Genomic DNA, 19,682 nt, shown 5'->3' on the forward strand with positions numbered 1-19,682 from the left:
GCTTCCGGAATGATTCGATGCAGTTACTTGCAATCGTTCAGATTCTGGGAATTCTCAGCTTTTCACAGCCTTAATTCACCTTCCATAACGCAAGTTGAAACGAACCGGCTATCTTCCTTGTACTTTCATGGATGATACTAGCAGAAGCCTACAAGCGCGTGTTGCCGCAATCCTCATTCCTGCCTTGCGTATCAAGCTGGAAAATTCAGGAAATATCACAATCTTGCAAAGTATCTTTCCGGGAATCATGTTCAACGTCACCTTGTTTATACTGGGCGTATGAGTAGCACTTTCACCATCAGAGATATTGTCAACGAAGACGCAACGGCATCAGTCAGCGATTACGGTGCGCATGTGCTTTCCTGGGCACCCGCCGGCGAACAGCCTGTTGTCTGGCGCCCCAAGGCGATTTACCTTAAGGAAGGCACTGCCATCCGTGGCGGCGTTCCCATTATTTTCCCTTGGTTCAATTCCGGTTTTGAAGGCGGCCATGTGGCTTCGAAGACACCTAAGCATGGTTTTGCCCGCAACAGTTTCTGGCATTATGACGAGGAAGGGTCCACCGGAGCTCGTTTGCGCTACACGTTGGATTCCAGTGAGATCGACGCAGACATACTTTCCCAGTTTGTTTCTGGCCCGAATCCTCAATTTCATGCCGTTTACACCATTGAAGTCGGCCATGAATTGACGATGTCGCTTACCGTATATAACGATGGCGACGAGCCATTGTCTTACGAAGAGGCACTGCATACATACCTGCAGGTTGGCGACGCCGAACAGTCGCAGGTGTGCGGGCTGGAGAGCGCGGACTATCTCGATACCGTATTGGATGGCGATCCGCGTTGCAGCCAAGGTGATGAACCTGTGACCTTCCAAGGCATGGTTGACCGCATCTACTATTCGGCGGATACGCTTGAGCTGCGCGACCCCGTGTTGCAGCGCACCATCATTGTCTCCAAGCAGGGCGCAGCGCAGACCGTGGTATGGAATCCGGGAGAGCAAGCCGGCAATGCCATCGGAGATTTGAGCGACGGCGAATGGCGTGGCTTCGTGTGCGTGGAAGCGGTTAACAATCGCGATTGCGCGGTCATCGTGCCTCCACATGATTCGCATACCTTGCAGCAAACACTGTCGGTCAAGCACTGAAAGTAAATAGAAACTGCCGGTTCGATGAACATCAAGCATGGTTTCCAATGTCCATCGAGCCGGCAGTTTATTCATCGACAATCTTTCCCAGACTACGCTAATCGGCGTCATGTCGATCGTCCGGACTCGATGAATATCGGCGCAAAGTACATAACACCAATAAAACGTAATGTTTCCACGTCTTTCGTTTCGGAAACTCAATTTGAGCTTCTGTCACCGTCCAGGTATGATCGTCGTTTTCTGTGTTAAAAACATTTTTCCTGCCGAACCAATCCTCATCGCAGTAATTGTTCATGAGATTGCAGAGCCATGCCGGAGTGAAGACCTCGGCTTTCTTGCGGGTTCGGGCGACTTGCTCCTCCTGCGATTTCTGGATTCTCGGCTTGATGATGTCGGCGTGTTGCAGAAGCAGCTTTGCATCGATTTGCTCCTTGTCCGTGAAACCGTGGCCAAGTTCCTCGTAGGTATCCGTCGCCCATATAATGTTCCTTTTCGTCGACTTATCGGCGAGTAGCAGATCCAGAAGGGATGTCACGGGATCGCTTCCTATATCTATTAGCTTTTCCACTTGAGAGGCGTCCCTCCTTTGCTTTCCATATACACATTCATATCATGGCTTTCTCATTATTGGGAGGTAGCTGATGTCTTCCCGTCATCAGCTACCGACTCTTGCTTCTTATCGGGTACGAACTCCATGATGTCACCGACATCACAGTTCAAGGCGTTGCATATGCGAAGCAGAACGCCCGTGTTCACGTTTCCGCCTTTGCCCAGTTTCGCTATCGAAGTGGCGCTGACATCGCTCATCTCGCTCAGCTCTTTTTTCTTGATGTTGCGGTCGATCATAAGCTTGAACAGCTTGTTGTAACTGAAGTGCATTTGCAGGCCTCCGTGCCTTTATTCGCATGTGTTTCTTATTTAACACCGTTCAGGAATCCGTATCGTTTGCCAGGTTCGTTTGTTTTTTCAAACGTGGTGACCGTCGCATCACTGGCCTCATAGTCGAGGTGCGGGATGTGGTCTAGGTTCTCGATGATTATGAGTTGCCCCTCGTCTTGGTGAGCCATGAAATACCGATAGAGTCCGGCGCGCATGCTGTCCGGAATGTCTTCGCCCACGCCGTCATCAAAGCCGTGAAGAGGGGTATCAATTATGAATGACCCTGGATTGAACTTCGCGTGATTCGCCAGGTACTTCCTTAGCATCAGAATCATAACGGTATTCAGATAGGACCGATAACCCTTGCCATGGCTTGTTCCCTTGTCTTCACCGTTGACCACGATATCGAATTTTGTAAGATCGAAGTTCGCCTTGAGCAACCCTGAGTAATGGCACTCCTCGAGAATCTCCTGAGCGTATCCGGACATTGCTGGGACGAAGTCATCCGGAAAGTACTCTTTCGGATGGTACTCAGCGGGTTTGTCGTTCTTTTGCTCGTTCTCAATATCATCGAGGTCCCGGCCGAAGTCGGCGGAATACGACTCGATGACGCCAATCTCCGCCGTGACTTGCAGATAAGCTTTGTAGGAGCGCACGATGTCTATCTGCTTCGATTCCTGCGGCCTTAGCTCCATCTTGATTTTGGCTTCCAAGGAATCCCGTTCGGATTTCAGTTTCTCCAGGTTGTTTTCCGATTCCTTCTTTTGCTCTTCCACATCCTTTTCGGTATCAACGAGTCCGTTGAGCTGATCCATTGTCCTTTCCATGGTGACGCGAGCGGACTCCATGTATGTCTGTCTCTTGCGGGGAGTGATCGGATTATCGCAGTATGGGCAGAGCAGGGGCGGGTTTATGCCTTCGTATGATTCCTCGCCCTCCGCTATGAGCGATAGTCTCTGGATATCTGCCTTGTATTGATCGGATAGCCGGTTGTATCTGTTCAGCAGCACATTGCATTCGGCGATCCGCTGCTCTTCGGATGATATGGACGAGAGTATCCGTTGGCTCTCTTCCAGTGCCCGGTCGATTTTCCGTCGTGTCTCGTCAAGCGCGTTTGTCGCTTCTTCGATCTGGGCGTCTATGTCGATTCCGTCGAAAAGATGCAGCTTCTCTTCTAGCTCCGCCTTCCTGGCTGCGGCGTCCTGTATCTTCCTGTTCACGTAATCCTTCACAGCCTTGCGACGGGCCTTTTTGATTTCGCTCTTTTCCTGAGCATCCGTTTCCGTGAACGTTCGTCCTGTAAACAAATAAAGAAGCGCGGAAAGAAAGAGGGTGTTCTCCATGTAGCGATGGCTCGGCTCGACAATGGATTCCGCGTCATCCACGCGCCCTTCGTCAAGGTAGAAGACCCTCAGAAGATTCTTCCATGTGAGCCTTTTAGTTTCGAATCCGGAGTTCGTCACGATCCTTACATCAGGGTCGGTACCTATAAGCCTGAGCCATACTTCATTCAACGGTGGGTTTTTGGCGTTCTTCCTCAGCGAGACATCATAGATACCGCTTTCAATCCCAGCGACCGTGCTGTCAACCTCCACCTGGTTCTTGCCAACGGAACGCCGCAGCGTGACATCTCCCGGCTCATCATTTGCCGCCACGATCATGGTGACACCGTCGTATTGCGCGGAGTCCTTGAACGGCTTACTGGTCTGGCCGCCGTAGATGAAATCTATGCAGTTCGCCACACAGGTCTTTCCACTGTCGGATCGCCCTTGGATGATGTTCAGACCTTTTCCGAAGGTGACGCTGGCGTCGCCTTTTTTCGCACTGTTCGCAGTGACCTTCTTTATATAGAACCCAGGCATAGCGCTACCTCTTTGAAATCTTCGTGGACTGCCGATTTATGATCCCGGCCAATTCGACATCCGATTTGTTCCTGTATCTTCTGTTCACCTTTTTCATCACCGTCCGATATCGGCTCGCATATTCAGACACGAGCCCTTCGTCCAATGCGCGCCCTGAATCGGTCAGGGAATAGGTGATTCCCTCATTGCCGTCAGTGACATCTACCACGCCATCCATAACAAGGCCCTTCAGGGCTTCTCTCACCAGTTCCCGCTTTGCGGCGAGCTCACCAAACGCGAAAATGCTGTCACCGTTCAGGGATCCGTCATCAAGTCCGAATTCCCCGGCGCGCACGGTGATGAAATCGTATTCCGCGATCCTGTCAAGGGTCGCTCTTTCATGAATGACCCCCAGGAGCAGTACGACGTGCAGCGACATCTCAAACGGAGTGTTGAAAATCCTGTCAGTCATTGACATGCACCCACGATTCGATTGTCCCGTCATTCACCAGGATGTGGCAGATGCCTTTCTTTTCAAGATTCCCGATCAGGTTGCGCATCTGGCTGAGGATGGAGCGGTCAAGCGATGTGCTCGTCACCTTTTCCAGCACAGCATTCAGACGGGCGTAGCCGTCCGGGTAGTCCTTCCAGTATGTAGTGTCGATACCGCGCCATGCGTCGTCCTTCAGTATTTGGAATTCGTTCTCCCCGTCGGTGAACATGTCCCGCACGGAGCGTTCGACGCTCACGGCACTGTAATACGCTTCCCGTTGTTCACGGAAGTTTTCGCGCATGCCCCTGTTCAACAACGGCATGTCATCCTTGGTGAAATTCTCCCGATTGAGTTTCTCGGCGAAGACCTCATACAGGGCGTGTATGTATTCAAGTTCCTGTTCCGCGATGCTGTCCGGCACTAGAGCCTGGTTGATGGTGATGATCTCTCCTGCGATTTCCAGCTTGTTGCCTCTGCGTTCAATCGACGCGGGGGCGATGTTTTTTAATCTCTGTCCCTTTTCCAGTCGCTTGTAGTCAAGCTTGGTCACATCGTCCGATAGTCCTTCGGACCGGCGTTTGATGATCTGAGCGAGGATGTTCGCGCATGCCTTGCCGACTTCATACGGTTCGACGTCGAACCCGTACTCACCCAGTTTGTCACGCATGTGATCGAGGGCATCCATTGAATAGTGGCTCACAAAGTTGTCGAAAGATTCCTCGGACAGATTTGGAACAATCTGCGCGGCTTTCCTTTGTGAAATCTGGCGCTTGCCGCTGTAATAAGCGAGTCTCGTATTCGCGCTGAGCCCATAAATCGGATTCGGGTTTCCCTCCTTCTCCAATGCGGATTCATCGAGGATGGCATCAATCAATATAGATACGAATTCACTGTCATTCGCATTCGCCTCGTAATTCTCATGCATGAATTTGGCGAACTCACAAAATCTCAAGGCGCTTCCACCTCCCTCCTGAGTGGACAAATTATGTCCTCAAATGTCCGCGCATGTATCTGTTGCAAAAGGTCCGATTTCTTACACTCACCTTAGTGATTGAAAGGCAAGCGGCCGCGGCCTTCCTCTCATGAATGGGAACACAAGGATATTTTATCACGTGCCCACGCAAACGTCTATTTATTTTTGCGAACGCGAAATATCTTTCGACTTCCCAACCAATCACACGTCACTCGTGCACTGGCCGATCACCAGTGGCCCACACGATGGCGTGCATGTGCAAACCATACAAGGCGTGCCTATGGGCTGGAACGCCGCATCAAGACTGGAGGTCAACAGTGACAACAGATGACAAAGAGATGTGGCGGATCAACATCGAGAACGATACGGACATGGTGTGCTCCATGTATGGGAGCGAGACAGCCGAGTCCGTCTTCCGCCGCCATGGCGCTACGTGCTTCGACGATCTCAGCCCTGCATGCTACGAGGAGGTCTTCGGCGACCTCGAGCTGATGATCAACGACGACTGATTCTCATCGACCTGGGCATGTCGATAAACCGCCCCGCCTTGACGGTCGTTCGCCCAGTGCGCACTGGGCGGCTCGAGCCTCCGTGAAGGTGACATAAGTCAATAACAACCAGCTTACGAGCGTGGCTGGCCTTTCAGAACAGATTTCCCGTTCTGGATGGCTGGCCACGCTCCTTTTTTGCGCGGTGCCTCCGGTTCGGGAGAAGCAAACAGAGGTATCGCACATGAAAAACAACGGCAATCAGAGTCAACGCATCTATGACAAGGCAACCCGCACCTGGTATGAGGTGCCGGAGGACCAGTACCGGGAATTCGACAGGTGGCGCACGAATCTGCGCAAGCGCGAGCAGTACTGGGGGCGCTGCTTCTGCCCGCGAGGCAAGTGGTGGCTGTGCGACGGCGACTGCGTTGACTGCGAGTTCCACACGCGCAACGAGGTCTCCCTCGACGACCCTCTGCCTGACGGCGAGGGGACGCGCGGCGATTATGTGCCGGATGACAACCCGACTCCCGAGGAGATCATATCCGACCGCGACCTTCTGGAACGCACCTGCCTTGGACGGTGACGTGCGTGATCTCCACCCGGCGCGGTGTTGAACAGGGTGGGGTTTCTGGTCTCGTTCACGATGTTCCGTTCGATGCCGACCACCGACTTCTCGCCCACACCCTCGATGTTGCCGTCGTCGTTGACGTCGATAAGGATGTGGCCGCCCTAGCGGTTGGCAAATGAGCACACGGTTTCGAAAGTGTCTTTCTCCGGCACGGCACCGCATCTCTTGAACTCGACGGACAGTCCCTCTCCCTGCTCGAGCATCTCATCTATGTCACGAACCATCATTCGACCTCTTTCCACCCATGATTGCGGACAAAATCGCGGACAAGAAAACATCCACTTGACCGCAATAGTGACCGCAATCACAAAATCTGCACATTTACATATGGCGCACATATTCTCCCATACACGAGTCCAACGGGCATCGTTTCGAGATAAGGCGCCACTCTCACGAATCCAGCGCGATAGGATCATCACTGCCGAAAGGGGAATATGGCAGCAACGGCAAGGCACTGAGCTACCACGTAACTGCACATGTTGTCAGATAACAAGAAAACCGCGGCGGGTGATACCCGTCCGCGGCTGTTCATCAATCCGGTGCCCCCGGTGGGACTCGAACCCACACTGTACAGATTTTGAGGCTGTCTCCTCTACCAATTGGGATACAGGGGCTTTCGCACAACTTGATTATTTTAACACAGAAAAAAGATTTCGCAAAGTCCTTGAGTGGTCGGCGTTTCGCACCATACTCGACACCTTGATCACAACCTATCGCAATCTATAAATCGGCCACAAACCAACATCATCCGAAAACAATAGGAGGGCTTCCATCCAAACGGACGAAAGCCCTCCTATTCGCTAATCAGTCAGTCACTGACCGAAACGCATTTCAGTCGCAAGCACCAACGGTGTGGACGTAGATGGAATCGGTGCGACCCGGCTGATGCTCGCCCTGGGCGGAGCTCAGCACAACGATCTTGTCACCATCGGTGACCTTGCCGGCATCCTTCAGGATCTTATCGGTGAAGATCATCAGGTCCTTGCGGGACTTGTCGTGGTAATCCTCATCGAGCAGGAAGGACTCGGTGCCCCAAGACAGAGCCAGCCAGTGATAGGTGTGCTCGTTGTTGGTGATGCCATAGATCGGGGTGGCCGGGCGTTCGCGGGACACGCGGTGCACGGTGGAACCGGTCTGGGTGTAGGCAACGATGGCCTTGGCGTTCAGCTTGTCAGCCAGATCCACAGCTGCGGAAGACACGGCGCCGGTGGAAGACATATCCAGGTTCTTCAGCTCCGGGATACGGTCGAAACCGTGCTCGGTGGCGAAGGAGGAGATGCGGCTCATGGTGTTCACGGTGACTGCCGGGTACTTGCCGACGGCGGTCTCGTTGGAAGTCATGGTCGCGTCGGCACCGTCGAGGACGGCGTTAGCGCAGTCAGATGCCTCTGCACGGGTCGGAACCGGGGAATTGACCATGGAGCCGAGGACTTCGGTAGCCACGATGACCGGCTTGGCGTACTGACGAGCCAGCTCGATGCAACGCTTGGTAGCCAGCGGGACCTCTTCCAGCGGGCACTCGACGGCCATGTCGCCACGGGCAACCATGATGCCGTCGAAGGCCTTGACGATCTCTTCAAGGTTCTCAAGAGCCTGCGGCTTCTCGATCTTGGCAACGACCGGGATGCGACGGCCTTCCTCGTCCATGATCTCGTGGGCGCGGTCGATGTCGGTGGCGAAACGCACGAAGGACATGGCGATGATGTCGGCGCCGGTGCGGATAGCCCAACGCAGATCGGCTTCATCCTTCTCGGTCAGAGCCGGCAGGGACACCGCGACACCCGGCAGGTTGATACCCTTGTGGCTGGAAACCGGTCCGGCCACGACAACCTTGGTGTACACGTTGTTGCCTTCGACCTTGGTGACCTCGAGGCGAACCTTGCCGTCATCGATGAGGATCGGGTCGCCAGCATGGCAATCGCCCGGCAGGCCCTTGAAAGTGGTGGAGGTGATATGCTCGTCGCCCTCGATATCGTCGGTGGTGATGACGAACTCCTGGCCTTCGGTCAGCTGGACCTTGTCTTCGCCGTCGGCGTTCTTCTTGAACCAACCGCAACGGATCTTCGGACCCTGCAGATCAACCAGGGCTGCGACGTTGCGGCCGGTGGCCTTGGCGGCGGCGCGGAGGTTGTTGTAGACCTTGAGGTGGTCTTCCGGAGTGCCATGGGAGCGGTTCAGACGAGCGACGTCCATACCTGCTTCGACAAGGCTGGTGATGCCTTCCAGGGACTCGGTAGCTGGACCGATGGTATCTACGATCTTGGCTTTACGCATGAATGCCTGCCTATTCTTGTTGATATTGATTTGGGATCTGACGACCCTGTTTCCAGTGGCATAGTCTACTAGCAAAAAGCGCCCACTTCCACCTCAAAACGAGGCGTGTTGTGAGCGCTCACAATTCCGTAGGAGAATAGAAAAGCTCTATTCTCCCAACGTTTGCCGGACTGTCACTTTTCGTTCGCTTTCATGGTGCGCATCTTAAGAACACTTGCCAAAGCCGCGCCACCAATCGCAAGGACGATAACGGCAAGAGATAGCCATGTGGGAACTTCCGGCACCCAGGAAATCGGCTGCCCACCATTGAGGAACGGCAGCGAATTGCCGTGCAATGCCTCCATGATGAGCTTGACGCCGATAAAGCCGAGCACCACGGACAAACCCAACGGCAGGTAGACAAGTTTGTCGAGCAGCTCGCCAAGCAGGAAGTACAGCTGTTGCAAACCGAGCAACGCGAACACATTGGATGTGAACACAATGAATGGATCCTTCGTCAAACCGAAAATCGCAGGAATGGAGTCAAAAGCAAACATCACGTCGGTGGTTCCGATGGTCAGAAAGACGATCAGCATCGGAGTCCAATACTTGGCACCGTTTTTGACGGTACGCAACTTTTCTCCGTCATACTCATCGGTGATCTTGATGACCTTGCGCAATGTGCGGATCAAGCCATTCTCATGATATTCCTCATCTTCGTCTCCCCCGGTGACCAACTTGATGGCGGTGACGATGAGGAACGCGCCGAACAGGAAGAACACCCAGGTGAAGCGGGCGATAATGGCCGCGCCGATGAGGATGAACACGCCGCGCAACACCAATGCGATGGTGATGCCGATGGACAGCACGAATTTCTGCAGCTGTTTTGGCACCGCAAAATTCGACATGATGATGACGAAGACGAATAGATTATCAATACTCAGCGAATATTCCGTAAGCCAGCCCGAATAAAATTCGATGGCCGGCTTCGATCCCGCGAAGAACCACATAAGTCCGCCGAAGATCAACGCCATGACCACAAAGAACGCGATATGTTGCACGCATTCCTTGGTGGAGGGCACATGGGGCTTACGTCCGATGATAAACAAGTCGACCACGAAAAAGACGGCAAGAACCGCGAACGTGGCGATTTCAAAAACAAGTGGTGTTTCAGCCATAATCCACTATGGTACGGATGCCGTATGACCGGTCGAGAACTATTTGCTCGCCTCCGTCATCTGCCGAAGTTCCTTTTTCAGGTCACGTATCTCGTCACGCAGACGAGCCGCAAGCTCGAATTGCAGTTGTTCGGCAGCGGTATGCATCTGCTCGGAAAGCTGGCGAATCAGATCTGCCAGATCCTGCGCGGGCAATCCAGCCTTGAGAATCTCCTCGTGCCGTCTATCGGATTCCTCCTTGCTGGTAGCAGGCACGCCAAGATGCGAATTGCCGGCTTTGTCCGCGTTGCGGTATCCGGTACCAAGCAATGTCTGGGTGTCAACGTCCTCCTTGGCAAGCATGTCGTTGACATCGGAGATCTTCTTGATGAGCGGCTTCGGATCGATGCCATGTTCCTTGTTGTAGGCGATCTGGATGTCACGGCGGCGATTGGTCTCGTCGATGGCCTTGTGCATGGCGTCGGTGATGTCGTCGGCATACATGATGACGGTTCCGGACACATTTCTCGCGGCGCGACCAATCGTCTGGATGAGGGAACGGTAGGAACGCAGGAAACCTTCCTTATCGGCGTCAAGAATCGCGACCAACGACACTTCCGGCAAATCAAGACCCTCACGCAACAGGTTGATGCCGACAATGACGTCGATCTTGCCTTCTCGCAGTTCGCGCAACAATTCGACACGCCGCAAAGTGTCCACATCGGAGTGCAGGTATTCGACTTTGATGCCACGTTCCAGCAGATAATCGGTAAGATCTTCGGCCATCTTCTTGGTCAACGTAGTCACCAACGCACGTTCATTACGAGCCACACGATCCTTGATTTCAGCAAGCAAATCATCGATCTGCCCGTCAACCGGACGCACATCGATCTGCGGATCAACCAATCCCGTCGGTCGGATGATCTGTTCGACCACACCATCACTCAGACCAAGTTCATAATCGCCCGGTGTGGCGGAAAGATAAACCGTCTGGCCGACGCGTTCAAGGAATTCCGGCCATTTGAGTGGACGATTGTCCATTGCCGAAGGCAAACGGAACCCGTGTTCCACCAGCGTGCGCTTACGGCTGGCGTCACCCTCATACATGGCGCCAATCTGAGGCACGGTAACATGCGATTCATCGATGACCAGCAGAAAATCGTCGGGGAAAAAGTCAAGCAGCGTGTGCGGAGGACTTCCCGGCTCTCGACCGTCGAAATGCCTCGAATAATTCTCCACTCCAGAGCAGACGCCAACTTGAGAGAGCATCTCCAAATCGTATGTGGTACGCATGGAAAGACGCTGCGCCTCAAGTTCCTTGCCTTGTTTGCGCAGTTCGGCGGTACGTTGGTCAAGTTCCTGCTGAATGGTAGACAATGCTCGCTCCATACGTTGCGGCCCTGCCACATAGTGCGATGCAGGGAAAATATGGACTTGCGATTGATGCCCAATCACATCTCCGGTAAGTGGATGCAGGGTTGAAATACGGTCGATTTCATCACCGAAGAACTCGATGCGGATGGCCAGTTCCTCATATACGGGAATGATTTCGACAGTATCGCCACGCACACGGAAAGTACCTCTGGTGAAGGCGATATCGTTGCGCTTGTACTGCATTGCAACGAAAGTACGCAGCAGCTCGTCTCGGTCAAGCTCCTGCCCTTCTTCCAAGAAAAGCATGCGACCGGCATATTCTTCCGGCGTACCGAGTCCGTAAATGCAGGAAACCGTTGCCACGACCACGCAATCACGACGCGTCAGCAGGTTCGCCGTGGCCGCATGGCGAAGTCGTTCCACATCGTCATTGATGTTGGAATCCTTTTCGATATACGTATCGGTTTGCGGAATATAGGCTTCCGGCTGGTAGTAGTCGTAATACGAAACGAAATAGCTCACCGCATTGTCTGGCATGAGCTCACGGAACTCGGCGCACAGCTGCGCTGCCAACGTTTTATTCGGTTCGATAATCAACGTCGGGCGTTGCAGACGTTCAATAAGCCATGCTGTGGTGGCGGTTTTGCCAGTTCCAGTGGCACCCATGAGCACCACATCGCTTTCACCGTTTTCAATGCGTTCCGCAAGCTCTTCAATCGCCTTAGGCTGGTCGCCGCTCGGCTTATACGGCGATTTGACCACAAACGGCTTGTTCGTGCGTTCAATATTGAATCCCATGCCTACCTCGCTTCCGTGCGCCATTGTTTCATCAGCATATCAACATGCTCGAACATTTGTTCCAATGGCTGTGTGGAATCGATGATCTCATCGGCAATGGCAAGACGCTGTTCCGCGCTGGATTGATGGTTCACACGATTCCATGCCTGGCTTTCGCTCATGCCTCGCGTTGCCATCATTCTGCTTACCCTTACCTGTTCGGGCGCTTCAACAGTTACGATATGGTCGAATTCAAAAGGGATGCTGTCGATTACTTCGGCGAGTAACGGTATGTCATGCACCACCACGGCTTGACAATCAGCTTCAACAGCCTCATGTTCGAGCTGTACTGCAAGCTCATAAATCAGTGGATGCTCGATTCCGTCCAGCATCTTGCGCTTCCGTTCCGCATCGGAGCCGGAAAACACATGCTCCGACATCCACGCTCGATTGAGCTCACCTCGATCGGTCAAAGCATCGGAGCCGAAACATTTCGCTATGCGCTGAAGGCCAACGCTGCCGGGTTCCACCACTCGACGCGCAAGCAGATCATAATCGACAAGTACCGCACCAAGCTCACGCAGTCTTGCGGACACCGTGCTTTTGCCAGCCGCTATGCCGCCGGTCAATCCTATTCGAATCACCACAACCGCCATTCTAATGCGCTTCACATGCACGCTTGACATGCACATACGAAAAGACCCCGAACCTGAATCAGGAACGGGGTCTTTTCTAGGATCTAGCCTGAGCTGGATTGGATTCTAGCTCAGCATACAATCACTTGCCGAGCAGCTGGTCGCGCAGAGCGGCGAGCTGGTCGGAGTCGGCGAGGGTGCCGGCGGAAGTGTTCTCGGAGGAGTAGTTGGAAGACACCTCTTCGACCTTCTCTTCCTTCGGAGCCTGGCCATCTTCAGCGGCGGAAGCTTCAGCGTTCTCGAGCTCCTTGGCCACAAATTCCTTGTGCTGCTCCCACAGATCGTGAGCGGCGGCGTACTGGGACTCCCACTCCTCACGCTGCTTCTCGTAACCAGCGATCCACTCGTTGGTTGCCGGGTCGAAGCCTTCCGGATACTTGTAGTTGCCCTGCTCGTCGTACTCTGCCGGCATGCCGTACAGAGCCGGATCGAAGTCCTCGGAAGCCGGATCGACGGAGTCGTTGGCCTGCTTGAGGGACAGGGAGATGCGGCGACGATCGAGATCAACGTCAATCACCTTGACGAACACTTCTTCGCCCGGCTTGACGACGGTCTCCGGGTTCTCCACGTGGCGGTTGGCCAGCTCGGAGATGTGCACGAGGCCTTCGATGCCGTCTTCGACGGAGATGAAGACACCGAACTGAACGATCTTGGTGACCTTGCCCTTGACAATCTGACCAGGAACGTGGGTGCGAGCGAAGCGCTGCCACGGATCTTCCTGGGTGGCCTTGAGGGACAGGGAGATGCGTTCACGATCGAGATCAACGTCGAGCACCTCGACGGTGACCTTGTCGCCGACCTTGACGACCTCGGACGGATGGTCAATGTGCTTCCAAGACAACTCGGAAACGTGGATCAGGCCGTCAACACCGCCCAGATCAACGAATGCACCGAAGTTGACGATGGAGGACACGACACCTTCGCGAATCTGGCCCTTCTTAAGCTGGGACAGGAAGGTCTCACGCACTTCGGACTGGGTCTCCTCGAGGTACTGGCGACGGGAGAGCACCACATTGTTGCGGTTCTTGTCGAGCTCGAGGATCTTGGCCTTGATGGTCTGGCCAATGTACGGGGACAGGTCGCGGACGCGACGCATTTCGACCAGGGATGCCGGCAGGAAGCCACGCAGACCGATGTCGACGATGAGACCACCCTTGACAGCTTCGATAACGGTGCCTTCGACAACGCCATCGGCTTCTTTGATTTTCTCGATGTCGCCCCAAGCGCGCTCGTACTGTGCACGCTTCTTGGACAGAATCAGACGGCCTTCCTTGTCTTCCTTGGTGACGACAAGAGCCTCAATGGTGTCGCCGACCTCGACGACTTCGTCCGGATCAACGTCCTTCTTGATGGAAAGCTCACGGGAGGGAATGACGCCCTCAGTCTTGTAGCCGATGTCGAGCAGGACCTCGTCGTGATCGACCTTGACGACGGTACCTTCGACCAGATCACCATCACCGAAGTTCTTGATGGTGGAATCGACTGCCTTGATGAAGTCCTCTTCGGTGCCGATGTCGTTGATGGCGACCTTGGCGACTTCGTTATTGTTCTCTGCCATTAATTTGGTTTCTTACAAATAGTGGGTGGATAAAATCGGTCTTCAGTTATATGCATGCGATATAACACATGCAAGGCGCAAGTTTACATGGGACCATGCACAAAAAAGACGTGCTACAACACGCGACACGCCCGAAATCAGCTTGCATCGTGCATAAAGCGCAATTACAGCTGACGCTCGGCCATCTCTACCACATTCTCCAACAACATGGCACGGGTCATAGGTCCGACACCACCCGGGTTCGGCGTATATGCTGAAACCTTCTCGTAGCAGGCTTTGTCAACATCGCCCTTCACGCGATAGCGGCCGGCTTCCTCGTCAAACACACGGGAAACGCCGACATCGACCAGCACCGCACCTTCCTTGATGTCTTCCGGCTTAACAAAGCCTGCGGAACCCATGGCCGCAATAATGACGTCGGCCTCGAGCATATGCTTGCGCACATCCTTGGTGCCTGTGTGGCACAGCGTAACCGTGGAGTTCACCGCCTTGCGTGTCAGCATCAGACCAACCGTACGCCCGATGGTGATGCCTCGACCGAGCACGCAGACCTCTTTGCCGTCCAAATCGATGTCATAGGCATTCAGCAGTTCGATCACGCCTCGCGGAGTACACGGCAGCGGCGTGGTAATGTCTCCTCGCGCGTGCAGCACAAGTTCGCCAAGATTGTACGGATGCATGCCATCCGCATCCTTCTTGGGGTCGATCAGATCAATGATGGCGTTTTCGTCAATACCTTTCGGCAAAGGCAGCTGCACGATATAGCCCGTGCAGGCAGGATCAGCGTTAAGTTCCTGCACGGCTTCAGCGATCTGTTCGAACGTTGCGTCGGCGGGCAACTCCTTCTTAATGGAGTTCACACCGATTTCAGCGCAATCGGCATGTTTTCCAGCAACATATTTGACGGAGCCGGGATCGGAACCAACCAGAATGGTGCCAAGACCGGGGTCAACCCCCCGCTCTTTCAACGACGCGACGCGTTCGGCGAGATTCGCTTTAATCCGTGCGGACACCATCTTTCCATCGATTTTCACTGCCATGCTGGCCACTCCCCTTTTTATTGGATTGCTGTTGTATTGGCATTTGCATGTATCGTAGGCTATCTTGGTTTCAGTCGTAAGTCGCACACGTATTTATGAGATGAACACGATTAAGGCGGTTCAGGAAGAGGGCAACCGATATGCGCTTGCACAGACGTTCTTTGTTACGCGCTTTTGCCGCGGGACTCGCGCTTTGCATGACGTTCGGCACGACAGCATGCTTTGGAAGATCCTCTTCGCAGAAGGATGATGCTTCCGTCGATTCCGATGCGCAGACCGAACAGATCACGCCGATCGAGGTGGTTGCCTCGGTCAACCAGTGGGGATCTCTCGCCGAGCAGATAGGCGGCGTTCACGTGAAAGTCACGTCGATCCTGTCTTCGACCGATGTTGACGCGCATGATTTCGAGCCGAAGACCGACGACATCGGCAAGCTTCAACAGGCGCAGGTCGCGGTGGCCAATGGCGCGGGCTACGACGCTTGGGCCACCAAGAATCTCAGCAAAGACACCGTTTCCGTTTCCGCGGCACAGATGGTCGGCGCCATCGAGGGCGACAATCCGCATCTGTGGTTCTCCAGCGACGCCCGCAACGCCATGGCCAAGGAATTGGCCGACACGTACAGCCGTATCATGCCCACGCAAAAGAAGTATTTCAATAACAAGCTCGCCGCGTGGAACAGACGAGAAAAGAAAATAGAGAAGGACATGAAGGCGTTCAGCGACACGCATAAGGACGCCTCCTATGCCGCCACCGAACCCGTCGCCTACTATCTACTCAGCGACATGGGGTTCACCGACAACACGCCGGAAGGATACCTGCAATCGGCAAGCACAGGCTCTGAACCAGCCCCTGACGATCTTCGGGAATTCCAGGAATTGCTGGAAAAACATAAGGTCGACGTACTTATCAACAACACGCAATCCACAAGCGACGCCACGAACACGCTGACCGGCACCGCTTATAAATCGGATGTTCCCGTACTTGACATCAGCGAACAAATGCCTTCCGACTGCAAAAGCCTGACATCATGGATCAGCTCACTCATCCTCTCACTGAACGACATGTTCGACGAGCAATCCGACTCCGACACCAGTTCCAACGACGATTCGGAAAACACGGATTCGAAGGATCCTGCGGATTCCTCCGCTGCCGACGATCCACAAATGGCGAATGAATCGGATGGTGAATCAAGCGACGCCCCGCAGCCGAATCCAAGCAAATAACCTTTTAATATCGTCTTCCTTTCAATATCGTCTTCAAAGACCGTTTCACCGTTCGATCGAACGTGAGACGGTCTTTTTTTCTTGCTTACGAAGGCTTCTGGCGCCGTCTTGGGATTCCTTCAACGAGTCACTTTGAATGCCGGCCCACGTCTCCCTTATTGAGAATGATTGTCAACACCATTTGCGAGTATGTACGTGCGTTCAAACCAAGGAGAAGCCATGCACGACGAGACACCTGCCTGCATCGAATTCAACGACGCCTGCGTCAAACGAGGCGGTCGCATCATCTGGCAACATGGCACGTTCAGCATTCCGCAAGGCTCGGTAACCGCAATCGTCGGCACCAACGGGGCCGGCAAGACCACGATGATGAAGGCCGAACTGGGGCTGATTCCGACCGCGCACGGCAGCATCAGGGTGCTCGGTCAGCCTGCAGGTTCCGCAAACCGCCGCATCGGCTATGTGCCGCAGAGCTACGCTTCCGACATCGAATCGAATATCACCGCGGAACAGTCGGTGCTCCTTGGCCTGACGGGAACCAAATTCGGCATCCATCCCGTCACCAAAGCACTCCGAGACAAGGCCCGCAAGGCCATGGACTTCGTCGGCCTGCAAGACAAAGCAAACTACCGCCTGTCCGAGCTTTCGGGCGGACTGCGCCAAAGGGTCGCCATCGCGCAGGCGCTCGTGGACGATCCAAAACTGCTGATGCTCGACGAGCCCCTCGCCAATCTCGATCTGGCAAGCCAACGCGCCACCGTGCACGTGCTCGCCAAACTCAACCGCGAGCTCGGCATGACCATTCAGGTGGTGGCGCACGATCTCAACATGTTGCTGCCGATCCTTACCGGAGCCGTCTATCTGCTTGACGGGCATCCGCACTATGCAGGCATGAACGAGGTGCTGGATTCCCATCTGCTCACGCATTTGTACGGCACGACCGTACAGGTGGTCACCACTCCGCAAGGAGATATGTTCGTGACACCAAGCGAGGACGAGCCTGAAAACACGAACATCGATATGCATGCTCCAGAAGAAATCGCGCAATTCCACCATCACAGCCACACCACGCAGGAGGACTGAACATGGACGGCACCGTATTCGCTTTCGACCCGGATTGGGTTTCCACGCTCAGCGCCCCATTCATGACGAACGCGTTTATCGCCGGCCTGTGCATCGCATTGGCGGCCGGCATGATGGGTTATTTCACCATCGCCAGACATTCCACATTCGCAGCCCACGCCTTGGCGCATATCGGACTGCCAGGTGCCACCGGAGCCGTATTGCTCGGTCTGCCTGTCTCCGCAGGTCTTGGCGTGTTCGCCCTCGGCGGAGCGCTGGTGATCGGCGCGCTTGGCAAGAAAGCATCGCAGCGTGAGATCGCCACTGGAACCGTGCTCGCCTTCGCCACCGGCCTTGGCTTGTTTTTCGCACGCATGTCAAGTTCGGCCTCGCAGCAGATGCAGTCGATTTTGTTCGGATCGATTCTGACGATTACCGACGGTCAGATCATTGGCTTTGCGATTTTCGATGTGTTGCTGTTGGCGGTTCTGGCCGTTATCTATCGTCCACTGTTATTCAGTTCGCTTGATGAGCAAGTGGCGCAGGCGAAAGGCGTGCCCGTCGGTTTTATGAATATCTGTTTTATGGCGATTATGGCCGGCGTCATCACGATTGCAGTTCCAGCAGTTGGCACATTGCTGATTTTCGCGTTGGTGATCACTCCCGCCGCCACCGCCAACATCATTGCCCGCTCGCCATTCAAGGCGATGGTCGTCGCCACGGTAATCTGCCTGATTTCGATTTGGGGAGGACTGGTGCTTTCCGCCATGTTCCCGGCTCCCCCAAGCTTCATTATCGTAACGATTTCAACGCTGTTCTGGGCGATTGCGAAAGCGGTTGAATCCTTCAGAAGGAAATAACGAAACAGCCGTAAGGAAAAGGCATCAGGCTTCCTGCCTTACCGGCTCGACCGGTTCCACCAAAGCATTGGCGATCGCGGCGATGCCTTCGCCGGAACCAGTGAATCCCATACCATCCGTAGTGGTGGCGGTTAACGACACGTCGCAGCCCACAGCCTCGGACAACGCCCTCTCGGCCTCTTCCCTACGTTTGCCGATTTTCGGCCGATTGGCGATCACGACCACACTGGCGCTCGACGGCCTCATGCCATGTTCGTTCAGATAGTCGACCGTGGTTCGCAGCATCTCGGCACCATGTTTGCCTGCGCCGTCGGACTGCGAGCCGACACCGAACAAAGTGCCGATATCGCCAAGGCGTGCTGCGGAAAGCAATGCGTCAATCAACGCATGTGCCGCAACGTCGCCATCCGAATCACCCTCGATGCCATCGCCATCCCAACGCAAACAGGCAAGCCACAACGGCTTGCCTGCATCACGGGATGCGAATCGATGCGTGTCAAAACCCTGACCGATACGCATGAAAACGCCTTACTTCTTCTTGGACTTCTTGCCTTCGGCTTCAACTCGAGCCAACGTATCCATAGCAGCTTCCTCAGGAGCCTCGGTATGATGCTTCTCATCGCCAGGCTGAGCGGGCTCATATCCGAGGTTCACATCCAGCAGACGCTGGGCTTCGGCTTCATCAAGCTTTTCAGACAGGGAAATCTCCGAGGTCAGAATGTTGCGGGCCTTGGTAAGCATGCGCTTCTCACCTGCGGACAGACCATGCTCGTCGACATCACGTTGGGCAAGATCGCGCACCACTTCGGCGATCTTATTGACGTCGCCAGTGGCGATCTTCTCGACGTTCAGCTTGTAGCGACGAGACCAGTTCATCTCCTTCTCAATGATCGGAGTACGCAGAATCTCGAATACCTTGGCCACTTCGTTGGCGTCAACGATGTCTCGCACGCCAACTTTCCTAGCATTGTCGACCGGAACGTTGATGACCAGACCGTCAGACGAAAGCACCGACAGCTGCAGATATTCGCGGGTGACTCCCTTGACTGTCCGTTCGGTGATGGCCTCCACCTTCGCAGCGCCGTGACGCGGATAGACGACCATGTCGCCGACCTTGTAACCCATGAATCCTCCGTGAAAAGCTTACACAAAACCCAAATTATTGTGCCATCAGGGGTGGACTTGACCAAAAACGCTTGAAAAAACAAAAAATAGGCGCGACACGGGCC

20 protein-coding genes and 1 tRNA gene are annotated in these 19,682 nt (G+C 54.4%); 6 read left to right on the forward strand and 15 right to left on the reverse strand.

Annotated elements, in window-relative coordinates:
- Positions 1-279: 279 nt before the first annotated feature.
- Positions 280-1,146, forward strand: coding sequence for a D-hexose-6-phosphate mutarotase (locus tag CE168_RS00440; RefSeq protein ID WP_099570676.1), 867 nt, complete (start codon positions 280-282; stop codon positions 1,144-1,146).
- A gap of 97 nt (positions 1,147-1,243) precedes the next feature.
- On the opposite strand, the gene CE168_RS00445 is transcribed toward CE168_RS00440, so the two are convergent.
- The 5 genes from CE168_RS00445 to CE168_RS00465 form a co-directional block, all read right to left on the reverse strand.
- A complete protein-coding gene (locus tag CE168_RS00445; protein ID WP_201797046.1) occupies positions 1,244-1,681 on the reverse strand; it encodes a hypothetical protein in 438 nt (145 codons plus the stop codon).
- An 89-nt stretch (positions 1,682-1,770) separates the two neighbouring features.
- The gene (locus CE168_RS00450) at positions 1,771-2,025 is read right to left on the reverse strand and encodes a helix-turn-helix domain-containing protein (RefSeq protein ID WP_099570677.1); all 255 of its coding nucleotides are present in this window, start codon (positions 2,023-2,025) and stop codon (positions 1,771-1,773) included.
- Between the two features lie 35 nt (positions 2,026-2,060).
- Positions 2,061-3,887 (reverse strand): coiled-coil domain-containing protein, encoded by a 1,827-nt coding sequence (locus CE168_RS00455; protein WP_099570678.1) that lies wholly within the window; start codon positions 3,885-3,887, stop codon positions 2,061-2,063.
- 4 nt (positions 3,888-3,891) lie between these two features.
- Complete coding sequence (locus CE168_RS00460) at positions 3,892-4,371, reverse strand: ABC-three component system middle component 2 (RefSeq protein WP_333939256.1); 480 nt, start codon at positions 4,369-4,371, stop codon at positions 3,892-3,894.
- Complete coding sequence (locus tag CE168_RS00465) at positions 4,331-5,311, reverse strand: ABC-three component system protein (protein WP_143433375.1); 981 nt, start codon at positions 5,309-5,311, stop codon at positions 4,331-4,333. The genes CE168_RS00460 and CE168_RS00465 overlap by 41 nt, the downstream gene beginning before the upstream one ends.
- A 338-nt stretch (positions 5,312-5,649) precedes the next feature.
- Between CE168_RS00465 and CE168_RS08900 the strand changes: the two genes are divergently transcribed.
- Together CE168_RS08900 and CE168_RS00470 are read left to right on the forward strand one after the other, a co-directional pair.
- Positions 5,650-5,841 carry a hypothetical protein gene (locus CE168_RS08900; protein ID WP_117789656.1) on the forward strand — a complete coding sequence of 64 codons (192 nt, stop codon included), beginning with the start codon at positions 5,650-5,652 and terminating at the stop codon, positions 5,839-5,841.
- Between the two features lie 223 nt (positions 5,842-6,064).
- Positions 6,065-6,406 (forward strand): hypothetical protein, encoded by a 342-nt coding sequence (locus CE168_RS00470; protein ID WP_180753642.1) that lies wholly within the window; start codon positions 6,065-6,067, stop codon positions 6,404-6,406.
- A gap of 146 nt (positions 6,407-6,552) precedes the next feature.
- Here CE168_RS00470 and CE168_RS09215 read toward each other — a convergent pair whose 3' ends face one another.
- The 8 genes from CE168_RS09215 to CE168_RS00505 form a co-directional block, all read right to left on the reverse strand.
- Positions 6,553-6,678 (reverse strand): AlbA family DNA-binding domain-containing protein, encoded by a 126-nt coding sequence (locus CE168_RS09215; RefSeq protein WP_259295469.1) that lies wholly within the window; start codon positions 6,676-6,678, stop codon positions 6,553-6,555.
- Positions 6,679-6,991: 313 nt separating this feature from the next.
- Positions 6,992-7,065, reverse strand: a tRNA-Leu gene (locus CE168_RS00475).
- Between the two features lie 217 nt (positions 7,066-7,282).
- Positions 7,283-8,725: a pyruvate kinase gene (gene pyk / locus CE168_RS00480; protein WP_099570681.1), complete on the reverse strand. Its 1,443-nt coding sequence runs from the start codon at positions 8,723-8,725 to the stop codon at positions 7,283-7,285.
- A 173-nt stretch (positions 8,726-8,898) separates the two neighbouring features.
- Positions 8,899-9,882, reverse strand: a complete 984-nt coding sequence (locus tag CE168_RS00485) for a TerC family protein (protein ID WP_099570682.1) — start codon at positions 9,880-9,882, stop codon at positions 8,899-8,901.
- A 39-nt stretch (positions 9,883-9,921) separates the two neighbouring features.
- Positions 9,922-12,033, reverse strand: a complete 2,112-nt coding sequence (gene uvrB, locus CE168_RS00490; RefSeq protein ID WP_099571147.1) for an excinuclease ABC subunit UvrB — start codon at positions 12,031-12,033, stop codon at positions 9,922-9,924.
- A gap of 2 nt (positions 12,034-12,035) precedes the next feature.
- Positions 12,036-12,668 (reverse strand): dephospho-CoA kinase, encoded by a 633-nt coding sequence (gene coaE / locus CE168_RS00495; protein WP_236824297.1) that lies wholly within the window; start codon positions 12,666-12,668, stop codon positions 12,036-12,038.
- 121 nt (positions 12,669-12,789) lie between these two features.
- Entirely contained in the window at positions 12,790-14,265 is a 1,476-nt protein-coding gene (gene rpsA / locus CE168_RS00500) for a 30S ribosomal protein S1 (RefSeq protein ID WP_003835223.1), read from the reverse strand.
- A gap of 164 nt (positions 14,266-14,429) precedes the next feature.
- Positions 14,430-15,305, reverse strand: coding sequence for a bifunctional methylenetetrahydrofolate dehydrogenase/methenyltetrahydrofolate cyclohydrolase (locus CE168_RS00505; RefSeq protein WP_099570684.1), 876 nt, complete (start codon positions 15,303-15,305; stop codon positions 14,430-14,432).
- A 140-nt stretch (positions 15,306-15,445) separates the two neighbouring features.
- Here CE168_RS00505 and CE168_RS00510 point away from each other — a divergent pair, with 140 nt between their 5' ends.
- The 3 genes from CE168_RS00510 (at position 15,446) to CE168_RS00520 (ending at position 18,453) form a co-directional block, all read left to right on the forward strand.
- Positions 15,446-16,531 carry a metal ABC transporter solute-binding protein, Zn/Mn family gene (locus CE168_RS00510; RefSeq protein WP_099570685.1) on the forward strand — a complete coding sequence of 362 codons (1,086 nt, stop codon included), beginning with the start codon at positions 15,446-15,448 and terminating at the stop codon, positions 16,529-16,531.
- 189 nt (positions 16,532-16,720) lie between these two features.
- Positions 16,721-17,614 carry an ABC transporter ATP-binding protein gene (locus CE168_RS00515; RefSeq protein WP_099570686.1) on the forward strand — a complete coding sequence of 298 codons (894 nt, stop codon included), beginning with the start codon at positions 16,721-16,723 and terminating at the stop codon, positions 17,612-17,614.
- A gap of 2 nt (positions 17,615-17,616) precedes the next feature.
- Positions 17,617-18,453, forward strand: a complete 837-nt coding sequence (locus CE168_RS00520; protein WP_099570687.1) for a metal ABC transporter permease — start codon at positions 17,617-17,619, stop codon at positions 18,451-18,453.
- Positions 18,454-18,477: 24 nt separating this feature from the next.
- Here the strand turns inward: CE168_RS00520 and ispF are convergent, their stop codons facing one another.
- Both ispF and CE168_RS00530 read right to left on the reverse strand, forming a co-directional pair.
- A complete protein-coding gene (ispF, locus tag CE168_RS00525) occupies positions 18,478-18,972 on the reverse strand; it encodes a 2-C-methyl-D-erythritol 2,4-cyclodiphosphate synthase (protein WP_099570688.1) in 495 nt (164 codons plus the stop codon).
- A 9-nt stretch (positions 18,973-18,981) separates the two neighbouring features.
- Positions 18,982-19,578: a CarD family transcriptional regulator gene (locus CE168_RS00530; RefSeq protein ID WP_099570689.1), complete on the reverse strand. Its 597-nt coding sequence runs from the start codon at positions 19,576-19,578 to the stop codon at positions 18,982-18,984.
- Positions 19,579-19,682: the final 104 nt, after the last annotated feature.

Origin of the sequence: Bifidobacterium sp. N5G01, assembly GCF_002742425.1 — a bacterium.
GTDB classification, from domain to species: Bacteria; Actinomycetota; Actinomycetes; order Actinomycetales; family Bifidobacteriaceae; genus Bifidobacterium; species Bifidobacterium hominis.

Coding starts and splice junctions, on each gene's coding strand:
- CE168_RS09215 (WP_259295469.1), bottom strand. CDS start 6,678: ATGATGGTTCGTGACATAGATGAGATGCTCGAGCAGGGAGAGGGACTG.
- CE168_RS00485 (WP_099570682.1), bottom strand. CDS start 9,882: ATGGCTGAAACACCACTTGTTTTTGAAATCGCCACGTTCGCGGTTCTT.
- CE168_RS00530 (WP_099570689.1), bottom strand. CDS start 19,578: ATGGGTTACAAGGTCGGCGACATGGTCGTCTATCCGCGTCACGGCGCT.
- pyk (WP_099570681.1), bottom strand. CDS start 8,725: ATGCGTAAAGCCAAGATCGTAGATACCATCGGTCCAGCTACCGAGTCC.
- CE168_RS00440 (WP_099570676.1), top strand. CDS start 280: ATGAGTAGCACTTTCACCATCAGAGATATTGTCAACGAAGACGCAACG.
- CE168_RS00455 (WP_099570678.1), bottom strand. CDS start 3,887: ATGCCTGGGTTCTATATAAAGAAGGTCACTGCGAACAGTGCGAAAAAA.
- ispF (WP_099570688.1), bottom strand. CDS start 18,972: ATGCGTATCGGTCAGGGTTTTGACACGCATCGATTCGCATCCCGTGAT.
- rpsA (WP_003835223.1), bottom strand. CDS start 14,265: ATGGCAGAGAACAATAACGAAGTCGCCAAGGTCGCCATCAACGACATC.
- CE168_RS00450 (WP_099570677.1), bottom strand. CDS start 2,025: ATGCACTTCAGTTACAACAAGCTGTTCAAGCTTATGATCGACCGCAAC.
- CE168_RS00510 (WP_099570685.1), top strand. CDS start 15,446: ATGCGCTTGCACAGACGTTCTTTGTTACGCGCTTTTGCCGCGGGACTC.
- CE168_RS00460 (WP_333939256.1), bottom strand. CDS start 4,371: ATGACGGGACAATCGAATCGTGGGTGCATGTCAATGACTGACAGGATT.
- coaE (WP_236824297.1), bottom strand. CDS start 12,668: ATGGCGGTTGTGGTGATTCGAATAGGATTGACCGGCGGCATAGCGGCT.
- uvrB (WP_099571147.1), bottom strand. CDS start 12,033: ATGGGATTCAATATTGAACGCACGAACAAGCCGTTTGTGGTCAAATCG.
- CE168_RS00470 (WP_180753642.1), top strand. CDS start 6,065: ATGAAAAACAACGGCAATCAGAGTCAACGCATCTATGACAAGGCAACC.
- CE168_RS00505 (WP_099570684.1), bottom strand. CDS start 15,305: ATGGCAGTGAAAATCGATGGAAAGATGGTGTCCGCACGGATTAAAGCG.
- CE168_RS00520 (WP_099570687.1), top strand. CDS start 17,617: ATGGACGGCACCGTATTCGCTTTCGACCCGGATTGGGTTTCCACGCTC.
- CE168_RS00515 (WP_099570686.1), top strand. CDS start 16,721: ATGTACGTGCGTTCAAACCAAGGAGAAGCCATGCACGACGAGACACCT.